This window comes from Pseudomonas sp. KBN10P06128 (assembly GCF_037574945.1).
In the GTDB taxonomy this organism is placed as follows: domain Bacteria; phylum Pseudomonadota; class Gammaproteobacteria; order Pseudomonadales; family Pseudomonadaceae; genus Pseudomonas; species Pseudomonas aeruginosa.
Map to the genome: position 1 here is coordinate 6,398,623 of NZ_JBBELR010000001.1, position 12,981 is coordinate 6,411,603.

The 12,981-nt window shown below is 67.7% G+C and carries 10 protein-coding genes; 5 read left to right on the top strand and 5 right to left on the bottom strand.

Annotated elements, in window-relative coordinates; translation table 11 throughout:
- Positions 1-187: 187 nt before the first annotated feature.
- On the top strand, positions 188-1,111 hold the full coding sequence (locus tag VQ065_RS29850) for an LD-carboxypeptidase (RefSeq protein WP_003096257.1): 924 nt from the start codon (positions 188-190) through the stop codon (positions 1,109-1,111).
- 75 nt (positions 1,112-1,186) lie between these two features.
- Here VQ065_RS29850 and amgS read toward each other — a convergent pair whose 3' ends face one another.
- Both amgS and amgR read right to left on the bottom strand, forming a co-directional pair.
- Positions 1,187-2,506 carry a two-component system sensor histidine kinase AmgS gene (gene amgS, locus VQ065_RS29855; protein ID WP_003096258.1) on the bottom strand — a complete coding sequence of 440 codons (1,320 nt, stop codon included), beginning with the start codon at positions 2,504-2,506 and terminating at the stop codon, positions 1,187-1,189.
- A 94-nt stretch (positions 2,507-2,600) separates the two neighbouring features.
- Positions 2,601-3,344 (bottom strand): two-component system response regulator AmgR, encoded by a 744-nt coding sequence (gene amgR, locus VQ065_RS29860; RefSeq protein ID WP_003096259.1) that lies wholly within the window; start codon positions 3,342-3,344, stop codon positions 2,601-2,603.
- 188 nt (positions 3,345-3,532) lie between these two features.
- Between amgR and VQ065_RS29865 the strand changes: the two genes are divergently transcribed.
- From VQ065_RS29865 to gshA, 3 genes are all read left to right on the top strand, one after another.
- Entirely contained in the window at positions 3,533-5,872 is a 2,340-nt protein-coding gene (locus VQ065_RS29865; RefSeq protein WP_003109989.1) for a Tex family protein, read from the top strand.
- Between the two features lie 38 nt (positions 5,873-5,910).
- Positions 5,911-6,273 (top strand): PaaI family thioesterase, encoded by a 363-nt coding sequence (locus tag VQ065_RS29870; RefSeq protein ID WP_042115369.1) that lies wholly within the window; start codon positions 5,911-5,913, stop codon positions 6,271-6,273.
- A 206-nt stretch (positions 6,274-6,479) separates the two neighbouring features.
- Positions 6,480-8,063, top strand: a complete 1,584-nt coding sequence (gene gshA / locus VQ065_RS29875; RefSeq protein ID WP_003096264.1) for a glutamate--cysteine ligase — start codon at positions 6,480-6,482, stop codon at positions 8,061-8,063.
- 42 nt (positions 8,064-8,105) lie between these two features.
- Here gshA and argA read toward each other — a convergent pair whose 3' ends face one another.
- Positions 8,106-9,404, bottom strand: coding sequence for an amino-acid N-acetyltransferase (gene argA, locus VQ065_RS29880; protein ID WP_003096265.1), 1,299 nt, complete (start codon positions 9,402-9,404; stop codon positions 8,106-8,108).
- 336 nt (positions 9,405-9,740) lie between these two features.
- Between argA and VQ065_RS29885 the strand changes: the two genes are divergently transcribed.
- Entirely contained in the window at positions 9,741-10,442 is a 702-nt protein-coding gene (locus VQ065_RS29885) for a MarC family NAAT transporter (protein WP_003096266.1), read from the top strand.
- Here VQ065_RS29885 and argE read toward each other — a convergent pair.
- Together argE and VQ065_RS29895 are read right to left on the bottom strand one after the other, a co-directional pair.
- Positions 10,415-11,569 carry an acetylornithine deacetylase gene (argE, locus tag VQ065_RS29890; RefSeq protein ID WP_003096268.1) on the bottom strand — a complete coding sequence of 385 codons (1,155 nt, stop codon included), beginning with the start codon at positions 11,567-11,569 and terminating at the stop codon, positions 10,415-10,417. The two genes, VQ065_RS29885 and argE, sit on opposite strands and share 28 nt — an antisense overlap.
- A gap of 99 nt (positions 11,570-11,668) precedes the next feature.
- The gene (locus VQ065_RS29895; RefSeq protein ID WP_003096269.1) at positions 11,669-12,937 is read right to left on the bottom strand and encodes an inorganic phosphate transporter; all 1,269 of its coding nucleotides are present in this window, start codon (positions 12,935-12,937) and stop codon (positions 11,669-11,671) included.
- Between the last annotated feature and the right edge of the window lie 44 nt (positions 12,938-12,981).

Consider the following 12,981-nt stretch of genomic DNA (forward strand, 5'->3'; position numbering starts at 1 on the left):
GGACCAGACAACGCATGCGTTGTCCCAGCCCATCGGACGCACCGCATTACGCTGGCGATCCCGGCCTCGACAGAAGGTCCATGCCACGCTTGAATGAAGCACCGCCGCAACCGATGCCGGAAACCCCGCCGAACCCTGAGCTCTTCCGGCACTCGAATCCTTTCCTGACGCTTCACGGAATCGCCGCATGACCTCTCGTCCTTCCTCCGACCAGACCTGGCAGCCCATCGACGGCCGGGTGGCGCTGATCGCGCCAGCCTCGGCCATCGCCACCGAGGTGCTGGAGGCGACCCTGCGGCAACTGGAAGTGCACGGCGTGGACTACCATCTCGGCCGCCACGTCGAAGCCCGCTACCGCTACCTCGCCGGGACGGTCGAGCAGCGCCTGGAAGACCTGCACAACGCCTTCGACATGCCGGACATCACCGCGGTCTGGTGCCTGCGCGGCGGCTACGGCTGCGGCCAGTTGCTGCCGGGCCTGGACTGGGGGCGCCTGCAGGCGGCCTCTCCGCGACCACTGATCGGTTTCTCCGACATCTCGGTGTTGCTCAGCGCTTTCCACCGCCACGGCCTGCCTGCGATCCACGGCCCGGTGGCCACCGGACTCGGTCTGTCGCCGCTGAGCGCCCCCCGCGAGCAGCAGGAGCGGCTAGCCTCTCTGGCCTCGGTCAGCCGCTTGCTGGCCGGAATCGACCATGAACTCCCGGTGCAGCACCTCGGCGGACACAAGCAACGCGTCGAAGGCGCGCTGATCGGCGGCAACCTCACCGCCCTGGCCTGCATGGCCGGCACACTCGGCGGCCTGCACGCCCCGGCGGGGTCGATCCTGGTCCTGGAGGACGTCGGCGAACCCTACTACCGCCTGGAGCGCAGCCTCTGGCAATTGCTCGAAAGCATCGACGCGCGCCAGCTCGGCGCGATCTGCCTGGGCTCGTTCACCGATTGCCCGCGCAAGGAAGTCGCCCACAGCCTGGAGCGGATCTTCGGCGAATACGCCGCCGCCATCGAGGTGCCGCTCTACCACCACCTGCCCAGCGGGCATGGTGCGCAGAACCGAGCCTGGCCTTACGGGAAGACCGCGGTGCTCGAGGGAAACCGGTTGCGCTGGTAGGGACGGGGCGCGCCCTTCTCCGTAAGCGCGAGAGGGGCGGGAAGTGCCGCTGGAACGGCACAAACCCGTCGGGTATCAGGCCGCGCCGCGCGGCAGCAGCAACCCCAGCGGCAGGCAGACCCGCGCTTCCAGGCCGCCGCCATCGCGGTTGCGCAGTTCGACGCTGCCGCCGTGCTGGGCGGCGATGCGCTTGACGATCGCCAGGCCGAGGCCGGTGCCCTTGCCGCCACGCGCCTTGTCGCCACGGATGAAGGGATTGAAGATGCTGTCCACTTCCGCGGGATCGATGCCCTGGCCGCGATCGAGCACGCTCAGCACCACGTAGGGCGCCGCGCTTTCGCCGGCCACGTAGCTGGCCACCTCCACCGAACCGCCGCCGTGGTTCAGGGCATTGTCGATCAGGTTGCCCAGCAGACGCTTCATCGACACACGCCGCAACGGCATCGCCGGTACCGGTTGCAAGGCCATGCGCACCTGCTCGCGAGTCTGGTTGAACGGCGCCACGACCTCGCGCACCAGGTCGGTCAGGTCGCCCTCCTCCACCGGCTCGTCGCGGCCGTCGCGGATGAAGGCGAGGAACTGGTCGAGGATCGCGTCCATGTCCTCGATGTCGCGGATCATGTCCTCGACCATCTCCCGTTCGCTCTCCGGCAGCAACTCCAGCGACAGGCGCAGGCGCGTCAGCGGGGTGCGCAGGTCGTGGGAGACACCGGCCAACATCAATTCGCGTTCGCGCCCGCCCTGCTCGATGTCCTCGGCCATCTGGTTGAAGGCGCGATACACCTCGGCCATTTCACTCGGCGTCTCCGGTCCCAGCGGCAGGCGCACGCTGCGCCCCTGGCCGAACTGGCGTGCGGCGACCACCAGGCGCTTGAGCGGCTGGCTGAGCTGGCGGACGAAGATCCAGGCGGCGGCGGTGGAGAGCAGGCCGATGCCGAGGAACCAGCCGAGCACGCTCCAGATCCGTTGGCCACGCAAGGGATGCGGATACAGCGGCACCGCCAGCCAGCCTTCGCCGAGGCTCGGTGCGCGCACCCAGAGCTGCGACGGCTGGTGGATACGCAGGCGGGTCTCGGTATCCGGCCCCAGCTCCATCTGCATCTGCCGCTGGAAGATTTCCGTGTACGGCCAGTGCTGCTCGCCGGGCTGGTCGGCGCTGCTCGGCACCCAGCGCAGGCCGGAAGCCTTGGCGATGGCCGCGCGCGACTCCTCGTCGGCAGCCCAGAACGCGCGGATGGTCAGCGCCGCGCCGTGGCTGTACTGGCGGTCGACGATCACGTCCTCGTTCATCAGCAGGTAGACCAGGGTCAGCGCCTTGGAGAACAGCACGACGATCAGCACCAGCCAGAGGGTGCGGGCGAAGAAGCTTTGCGGGAACCAGAGCGGCGTTTTCATCGATCGGACCGGTTGCGCGCCGGCGGACGGGGCCGACGCCTGTTGCGGGTAAGACGACGCGGCCGGTGCATCGCTGCACCGGCCGCGCGGAGACTCAGGCCTTGCGCGCGTTGCCGTCCGGCACGAACACGTAGCCGACGCCCCAGACCGTCTGGATATAGCGCGGCTTGGACGGGTCCGGCTCGATCAGCCGGCGCAGGCGCGAGATCTGCACGTCGATGGAACGCTCCAGGGCATCCCACTCGCGGCCACGGGCGAGGTTCATCAGCTTGTCCCGGGTCAGCGGTTCGCGGGCGTGCTGCACCAGGGCCTTGAGCACGGCGAACTCGCCGGTGGTCAGCATGTGTACCTCGTCGCCCTTCTTCAGTTCGCGGGTGGCGAGGAACAGCTGGTAGTCGCCGAAGGTCACCACCTCGTCGGCACCGGCAGGCGCGCCGGGCACCAGCGGTGCCTGGCGGCGCAGCACGGCCTTGATCCGCGCCAGCAGTTCGCGCGGGTTGAACGGCTTGGCCAGGTAGTCGTCGGCGCCCAGTTCCAGGCCCTGGATGCGGCTGCCCTCGTCGCCCTTGGCGGTGAGCATGATGATCGGCACCTGGTTGTTCTGTTCGCGCAGGCGGCGGCAGGCAGTGAGGCCGTCCTCGCCGGGAAGCATCAGGTCGAGCACAACCAGCTGGAACAGTTCGCGGGATAGAAGGCGATCCATCTGCTCGGTGTTCTCCACCGCACGGACGCGGTAGCCCTGCTCGTCGAGGAAACGTTCGAGCAGGCGGCGCAGGCGGGCGTCGTCGTCGACGACGAGGATCTTTTCACCTTCGGCCAGGGCGGCAGGGTTCGACATAGAAACTCCCAGAATGAGTCAGGCGGGCATTATCGCCCAGGTAGCGGCTGGGCCGGACTGTCCATTGTTAGCAGATTTTTCCCCGACCAGCCGCCCTCCAAGGCGAAACTTGGCAGGTATAATGCGGCGCTTTTGCGGCGGGGCGTTGTCTACACGGCCCGTTTTCGTTCGTTTTACCAGGTGGATCAATGGACAGCATCAACACCCGTATCGCCGAAGAGCTCTCCGCACTGCCCTCCGGCCGCGTTCAACCGCAGCAAGTCGCCGCTGCCGTCGCCCTGCTCGACGAAGGCTCCACCGTTCCCTTCATCGCCCGTTACCGCAAAGAGGTCACCGGCAGCCTCGACGATACCCAGTTGCGCATGCTGGAAGAGCGCCTGCGCTATCTGCGCGAACTGGAAGAACGCCGCGGCGCGATCCTCGCCAGCATCGAGGAACAGGGCAAGCTGACCCCCGAACTGGCCCGCGACATCAAGCTTGCCGACACCAAGACCCGTCTCGAAGACCTCTACCTGCCTTATAAGCAGAAGCGCCGCACCAAGGGCCAGATCGCCCTGGAAGCCGGCCTCGGCGCGCTGGCCGACGCACTGTTCGACGACCCGACCCTGGTCCCGGAAAGCGAGGCCGCGCGTTTCGTCGACGCCGAGAAAGGCTTCGCCGACGTCAAGGCGGTGCTGGAAGGCGCCAAGTACATCCTCATGGAGCGCTTCGCCGAAGACGCCACGCTGCTCGACAAGCTGCGCGTGTTCATGAAGAACGAAGCGACCCTGACCGCCCGCGTGGTCCCCGGCAAGGAACAGGAAGGCGCCAAGTTCAGCGACTACTTCGAACACGACGAGCCGCTGAAAAGCGCCCCGTCGCACCGCGCCCTGGCAATCTTCCGCGGACGCAACGAAGGCGTCCTCAGCGCTTCGCTGAAGGTCGGCGAGGAAGCGCCGGGCACCCTGCACCCATGCGAGGTCATGATCGCCGAGCGCTTCGGCCTGTCCAACCAGGGCCGCGCCGCCGACAAGTGGCTGGCCGAGGTGGTGCGCTGGACATGGAAGGTCAAGCTCTATACCCACCTGGAAACCGACCTGTTCGGCGAGCTCCGCGACGGCGCCGAGGACGAGGCGATCAGCGTGTTCGCGCGCAACCTGCACGACCTGCTGCTGGCCGCCCCGGCCGGCCCGCGCGCCACCCTCGGCCTCGACCCGGGCCTGCGCACCGGGGTCAAGGTCGCGGTGGTCGACGCCACCGGCAAGCTGCTGGACACCGCCACCGTCTACCCGCATGCGCCGAAGAACCAGTGGGACCAGACCCTCGCCGTGCTCGCCGCGCTCTGCGCCAAGCACCAGGTCGAGCTGATCGCCATCGGCAACGGCACCGCCAGCCGCGAGACCGACAAGCTGGCCGGCGAACTGATCAAGAAGTATCCGGGCATGAAGCTGACCAAGATCATGGTCAGCGAGGCCGGCGCATCGGTGTATTCCGCCTCCGAACTGGCGGCGAAGGAGTTCCCCGAGCTGGACGTGTCCCTGCGCGGCGCCGTGTCCATCGCCCGCCGCCTGCAGGACCCGCTGGCGGAGCTGGTGAAGATCGAGCCCAAGTCGATCGGCGTCGGCCAGTACCAGCACGACGTGTCCCAGCTGAAGCTGGCGCGTAGCCTGGACGCGGTGGTCGAGGATTGCGTGAACGCCGTCGGCGTCGACGTCAACACCGCCTCCGCCGCCCTGCTGGCACGCATCTCCGGCCTCAACTCGACGCTGGCGCAGAACATCGTCGCGCACCGCGACGCCAACGGCGCGTTCCGCACCCGCGACGAGCTGAAGAAGGTCAGCCGCCTGGGCGAGAAGACCTTCGAGCAAGCCGCCGGCTTCCTCCGCGTGATGAACGGCGACAACCCGCTGGACGCCTCGGCGGTGCACCCGGAGACCTATCCGCTGGTGCAGCGCATCGCCGCCGACACCGAGCGCGACATCCGCTCGCTGATCGGCGACTCGGCGTTCCTCAAGCGCCTCGACCCGAAGAAGTTCACCGACGAGACCTTCGGCCTGCCGACCGTCACCGACATCCTCAAGGAACTCGACAAGCCCGGCCGCGACCCGCGTCCGGAGTTCAAGACCGCAGAGTTCCAGGAAGGCGTCGAGAGCCTCAAGGACCTCAAGCCGGGCATGGTCCTGGAGGGCGTGGTGACCAACGTCACCAACTTCGGCGCATTCGTCGACATCGGCGTCCACCAGGACGGCCTGGTGCACATCTCGGCGCTGTCCGAGAAGTTCGTCAAGGATCCGTACGAAGTGGTCAAGGCCGGCGACATCGTCAAGGTCAAGGTCATGGAAGTGGACATTCCGCGCAACCGTGTCGGCCTGTCCATGCGCATGAGCGACACCCCCGGCGAGAAGGTCGAAGGCCAGCGCGGCGGGCGTCCCGCCGGCGGCGGCCAGCCGCGCCAGGAGCGTGGCGCCCCGCGCGGACAGAGCGCGCCGCCGGCGAACAACGCCATGGCCGCGCTGTTCGCCAACGCCAAGCAACTGAAGAAGAAGTGACGGAGCCGTCCATGAGCGAGATGCCCGCCCGCGAGCAGATGATCAGCGCCTACAGCGAACTGGTCGGCCTGGACCCGGTCAGCCTCGGCGACGGAGTCGCCGAGGTACGCCTGCCGATGGCCGCGCACCTGCGCAACCGCGGCGGGGTCATGCACGGCGGCGCGCTGTTCTCGCTGATGGACGTGACCATGGGGCTGGCCTGCTCCAGTTCCCATGGTTTCGACCGCCAGAGCGTCACCCTGGAATGCAAGATCAACTACATCCGCGCCGTCGCCGACGGCGAGGTGCGCTGCGTCGCCCGCGTCCTCCATGCCGGGCGCCGCAGCCTGGTGGTGGAAGCCGAGGTGCGGCAAGGCGACAAACTGGTCGCGAAAGGACAAGGTACCTTCGCCCAGTTGTAAACCGGCGCGGCCGCCATGCGGCAGAATGGCGCGCAACGGCGATCCCGATCCGTGCCGGGTGCCCGCCTCGACGGCTCCTGCCGAAGGCGCGGCGACCGGCCCCAGGACGAAGCGAAAACGCATTTACGTCCTCCCTCTTGTAGACCGCTCGGTCCACCCTCATATTGGGGCGACCGATCTGGGACGCGATCACAAGGAATCCCGACTTGAGCGATCTTCTCTCCCGCCGCCTGGCTCTGCTCGGCGCCGCAGCCAACCTGCCCCTGCTGACCGAGTGCCTGCATGGCATCGAGCGCGAATGCCTGCGAGTCGATAGCGACGGCAAGCTGGCGCTCACCCCCCACCCCCGGGCCCTGGGTTCGACCCTGACCCATCCACAGATCACTACCGACTACTCCGAGGCCTTGCTGGAGTTCATCACGCCCACGGAAACCGACGTCGCCGACACTCTGGCCGATCTCGAGCGCATCCACCGCTTCGCCAGTTCGAAGCTGGACGGCGAATACCTGTGGAGCCCATCGATGCCCTGCGAGCTGCCGGACGAGGAGAGCATCCCGATCGCCCGCTACGGCAGCTCGATGATCGGCCGCCTGAAGTACGTCTACCGCAAGGGCCTGGCGCTGCGCTACGGCAAGACCATGCAGTGCATCGCCGGCATCCACTACAACTTCTCCCTGCCGGAGAGGCTCTGGCCGCTGCTGCGCCAGGCCGAAGGCAGCGAGCTATCGGAACGCGACTACCAGTCCGCCGCCTACATCGCCCTGATTCGCAATTTCCGCCGCTACAGCTGGCTGCTGATGTACCTGTTCGGCGCCTCGCCGGCCCTCGACGCCGGCTTCCTGCGTGGCCGCCCGAGCCAGTTGGAGCGCCTCGACGAACACACGCTCTACCTGCCCTACGCCACCAGCCTGCGGATGAGCGACCTGGGCTACCAGAACAACGCCCAGGCCGGCCTGACGCCCTGCTACAACGACCTGCAGAGCTACATCGACAGCCTGCGCCAGGCGGTCAGCACGCCCTACCCGCCCTACGAGAAGGTCGGCACCAAGCAGGATGGCGAATGGGTGCAGCTGAACACCAACATCCTGCAGATCGAGAACGAGTACTACTCGAGCATCCGGCCAAAGCGCGTCACCTACACCGGCGAGCGTCCGGTGCAGGCCCTGGCCGCTCGCGGCGTGCAGTACGTGGAAGTGCGCTGCCTGGACATCAACCCGTTCCTGCCGCTGGGCATCGACCTGGACGAGGCGCGCTTCCTCGACGCCTTCCTGCTGTTCTGCGCGTTCAGCGACAGCCCGCTGCTGAACGGCGAGTGCAGCGACGCCACCGACAACTTCCTCGCCGTGGTCAAGGAAGGCAGGCGGCCGGGCCTGCAATTGCAACGTCGCGGCCAACCGGTGGAATTGCAGGTCTGGGCCAACGAGCTGCTCGAACGAATCGCCGACACCGCGGCGCTGCTCGACCGCGCACGCGGCGGCGAAGCCCACGCGGCGGCGCTGGCAGCGCAGCGGGCTAAGGTGGCCGATGCCGAACTGACGCCTTCGGCGCAGGTGCTGAAGGTCATGCGCGAGCGCGGCGAGAGCTTCGAAGCGTTCTCCCTGCGCCAGAGCCGCGAACACGCGGAGTATTTCCGCCAGCATCCGCTGGCCGCCGAAGAGCAGGCACGCTTCGAGAAGATGGCCAGCGACTCCCTGGCCGAACAGACGGAGCTGGAACGCGACCAGGATGGCGACTTCGATACCTTCGTCGCCGCCTACCAGGCGAGCATCCTCGGCCTGATCAGCAACTGAGCGAAGCCGGCGCGCCCCTGCGCCCAGGGACGCGCCGGCGGATCACAGGCTCTTCTCGAATACCTGCGAATTGCGCTGGAAGTTGTACAGCGAGGCCCGCGCCGCCGGTAGCCGCTCTACGCTGCTGGGCTGGAAGCCGCGCTCGCGGAACCAGTGCGCGGTCCGCGTGGTGAGCACGAACAGGGTCTTCAGGCCGAGTCCGCGCGCGCGCTCCTCGATCCGCTCCAGCAGTTCGTCGCCACGCCCGCCGTGGCGGTACTCCGGGTTGACCGCCAGACAGGCCAGCTCGCCCGCCTCGGAATCGGCGATCGGGTAGAGCGCGGCGCAGGCGATGATCAGCCCTTCGCGCTCGACGATGCTGAACTGTTCGATCTCGCGTTCCAGCACCTCGCGGGAACGGCGTACCAGGATGCCCTGCTCTTCCAGCGGGCGGATCAGCTCGATCAGCCCGCCAACGTCCTCGATGCCCGCCTCGCGCAACTGCTCGAACTGCTCCTGGGCGACCAGGGTGCCGTTGCCGGTGCGGGTGAACAGCTCGCTGAGCAGCGCGCCGTCCTCGGTGTAGCTGACGATATGGCTGCGCTTGACCCCGGCCCGGCAGGCCTGCGCCGCGGCGTCCAGCAGCTCGGCCTGGTAGCTGTTGCCCAGCCGTTGCAGGTGCGCGGGCACCTGCTGCGGGCGCAGTTCGCGGACCAGCTTGCCGGATGCGTCCAGCAGGCCCTGTTCGGCGCCGTAGAGAATCAGCTTTTCCGCTTCCAGGTCGATGGCGGCGCGCATGGCCACGTCTTCGCAGGCCAGGTTGAAGATTTCCCCGGTCGGCGAGTAGCCCAGCGGCGAGAGCAGGACGATGCTGCGCTCGTCGAGAAGGCGGCCAATGCCCTTGCGGTCGATGCGACGGACCTCACCGGTATGGTGGTAGTCGACACCCTCGACCACGCCGATCGGCCGCGCGGTGACCAGGTTGCCGCCAGCGACCCGCAGGCGCGCGCCCTGCATCGGCGAGGCGGCCATGTCCATCGACAGCCGCGCCTCGATGGCGATGCGCAGACTACCCACGGCGTCGATGACGCATTCCAGGGTCGGCGCATCGGTCACTCGCAGGTCGCGGTGATAGCGCGGAGCCAGGCCGCGCGCGGCCAGGCGCGCCTCGATCTGCGGGCGCGAACCGTGCACCAGCACCAGGCGCGCGCCGAGGCTGTGGAGAAGGACCAGGTCGTGGACGATATTGCCGAAATTGGGATGCTCCACCCCTTCGCCGGGGAGCATGACCACGAAGGTGCGGTCCCGGTGCGAGTTGATGTAGGGCGAAGCGTGACGTAACCAGTTGACGTAGTCGGGCATGGTGGGGAAAGCCTGTCGTTTCGTGAGCGAGAGCAAAGCGTGAGCGGCCGGGACGGCCCGAAGGGCGCCGTTATCGTCGTCGCAGCAACATCGACAGGCTTCTCCTCACTTTCTGGTTAACGAGACGGATGGATCACGCGCGAGTTTAAACCCTCGGCGGCCCCGCAGCGGCGGGATTCGACCATGGTACGGGGCTTGGGGCCGGACCGAACCGTTTTACCACTATTTCTGAAAAAAACTATCCGAAAACCCCGGTTAACTCGCGCAGCGCTTTTTCGCTAGGCTGCCTCGTTCGCCGTGCCGTCCGGCGCGCACCCACGCGAACGAGGAAAATCCATGAGCGAATACTTCCATCACGTCCTGGTCGGCCTGCTCGCCGTGCTCCCGGTAGCCAACCCGCTGACCAGCGTCTCGCTGCTGCTCGGCCTCGGCGGCAGCCTGCCGCCGGCGGAGCGCAACCGGCAGATATTCAAGGCCAGCCTCTACGTGGCGCTGATCATGCTGGTCAGCTTCTACGGCGGCAGCCTGGTGATGCAGGTGTTCGGCATCTCCATTCCCGGCCTGCGCATCGCCGGCGGGCTGATCGTCGCCTATATCGGCTTCACCATGCTGTTCCCCGCCACCACGCCGGACGAGACCGAAGTCCAGCACGACCTGCTGTCGGACGAGGAAAAGATCACCCCGCACTTCCGCGACCTGTCCTTCGTTCCGCTGGCCCTGCCGGGTACCGCGGGGCCGGGGACCATCGCCCTGGTGGTCAGCTCGGCGTCGACGCTGCAATCCACCTACGGAAGCATTCCGCTGTTCATCCACCTCGCGGCGATCACCGTCACCCTGCTCACCGCGCTGATCTTCTGGATCGCCCTGCAAAGCTCCGGGCGCATCATGAAGTTCCTCGGCGAATCCGGGATCGACGCCATCTCGCGAGTGGTCGGCTTCCTGCTGGTGGCGATGGGCGTGCAGTTCGTCATCAACGGCGGCTTCGAGCTGGTCGCCGGCCACGCCGCGCTTCAGTCGGCGGCGGGCGTCAGGCAGTAATGCTGGATCAGCCGGCGCAGCACGCCGACCATCGGTTCGATACGCGCCAGTTCGAGGTGCTCGTCGGGCTGGTGGGCACAGGCGATGTCGCCGGCACCGAGGACCAGGGTCTCGCTGCCCAGGCGCTGGAAGTACGGCGCCTCGGTACCGAACGCCACGGCCTCGGCGCGATGCCCGGTCAGGCGTTCGGCGACGCGTACCAGTTCGCTGTCCTGCGCCTGTTCGAACGGCGGCACGGCAGGGAACAGCGGCTGGTAGTCGATGCTCACCTTGTGCCGTTCGGCCAGCGGCCGCAGGCGCTGGCGGATCGCCTCGCGCAACTGCTCAGGCTGCATGCCGGGTAGCGGGCGCAGGTCGAATTCCAGCGAACACTGGCCGCAGATGCGGTTGGGATTGTCGCCGCCGTGGATGCAACCGAAGTTCAGGGTCGGCTGGGGCACGCTGAACTGCGGGTTGTTCCAGGCCTGCTGCCATTCCCCGCGCAGCGCCATCAGCTCACCGATGGTCGCGTGCATCGCCTCCAGGGCGCTGCGCCCGAGGTTCGGATCGGACGAATGGCCGCTCTGCCCGAGAATCTCGATGCGCTCCATCATCACCCCCTTGTGCAGGCGTATCGGCCGCAGGTTGGTCGGCTCGCCGATCACCGTGGCGCGCCCCAGCGGCCGCCCGCTTTCGGCGAGGGCACGGGCGCCGGCCATCGAGCTTTCCTCGTCGCAGGTGGCGAGGATCATCAGCGGCTGGCGGAACGGCTGGTCGAGCAGCGGCAGCAGGGCCTCGATGACCAGCGGGAAGAAGCCCTTCATGTCGCAACTGCCGAGGCCGTACCAGCGGCCGTCGCGCTCGTCCAGGCGCAGCGGATCGCTGCTCCACAGCGCTTCGTCGTAGGGCACGGTATCGGTGTGGCCGGCCAGCACCAGCCCGCCGGGACCGCTGCCGTAGCTGGCCAGCAGGTTGAACTTGCCCGGCGAGACTTCCCGGATCTCGCAGCGGAAGCCTAGATCGCCCAACCAGGAGGCCAGCAGGTCGACCACCGGGCGGTTGGTCTGGTCCAGCTCGGGCTGGGTGCAACTGACGGAAGACGCGGCGATCAGCGCGCCGAACTGGTCTTTCAGAGACGGCAACGGCATGGGACTCTCCACACGGATCGAGCCCCATCATGGCCTATCGCGGCGGTGGATAAAACCGTCCGTTCCGGTTCCGCCTGCGCCAGCCGACGAAGACCGCGCTCAGGCACCGAACAGCGCGCGCAGGACCAGGAAGAACAGGATCGCCAGCACCGCGCCGGCCGGCAGGGTCACTACCCAGGACAGGAAGATCGAGCCGATCACCCGCAGGTTGAGCGCGCCGATACCGCGCGCCATGCCGATGCCGAGCACCGCGCCGACCAGGGTATGGGTAGTGGACACCGGCAGGCCGATGGCCGAGGCGCCAACCACCGTGGAGGCGGTCGCCAGCTCGGCGGCGAAGCCGCGGCTGGGGGTCAGCTCGGTGATCTCCCGGCCGATGGTCGCGATCACCCGGTAGCCATAGGTAGCCAGGCCGATGACGATGCCCACCGCACCCAGCAGCAGTACCCAGGACGGCACCGGTGAGCGGGTCACCAGTTCCAGGTCGCCGCCGGCCTGGACCACTGCGACGACCGCCGCCACCGGGCCGATGGCGTTGGCCACGTCGTTGGCGCCATGGGCGAAAGCCATGGAGCAGGCGGTGAAGATCATCAGCACCGCGAAGACCCGCTCGACGCTGGCGAAGCCGCCACGCGGATCGGCTCCGCCAGTGGGTCGGATGCGCAACAGCAGGACGATGCCCAGGCCCATTACCAGGCCACCGGCGAGCAACGCCAGGCCCAGCGTCTGGATGCCGGAAAGCTCCAGGCCGACATGCTTCAGGCCCTTGCCGACGGTCATCAGCGCGACCATGAAGCCCGCCAGGAACATGTACAGCGGCACGTAGCGGCGCGCGCTGCGGAACGGGTCCTCGGCATGCAGTACCAGCCACTGCACGCTCCTGAACAGGGTGAAGGCGAGCAGCCCGGACAGCACCGGCGTCACCACCCAACTGGCGACGATCGGGCCGATCGCGCCCCAGTGCACCGCGTGCACCGAGACACCGACCGAGGCGAAGCCGATGATCGCGCCGACGATGGAGTGGGTGGTCGACACCGGCCAGCCCTTGATCGTCGCCAGCAACAGCCAGACCCCGGCGGCCAGCAAGGCCGAGAGCATGCCGAAGACCAGCAGGTCGGGGGTCATGTACTGCGGGTCGACGATGCCGCTCCTGATCGTTTCGGTGACCTCGCCGCCGGCGAAGTAGGCACCGCAGAACTCGAAGACCATCGCCACCAGGATCGCCTGGCGGATGGTCAGCGCCCGTGAGCCCACCGAGGTGCCCATGGCGTTGGCGACGTCGTTGGCGCCGACGCCCCAGGCCATGAAGAAACCGAACAGGCAGGCGAGTACGAGGAAGGCGAAGCCGTGGTCGGCGATCAGGGACATGGGCGGGGATCCGTATGCGGGCAGAAGGCGGAAAGAAACCTGGC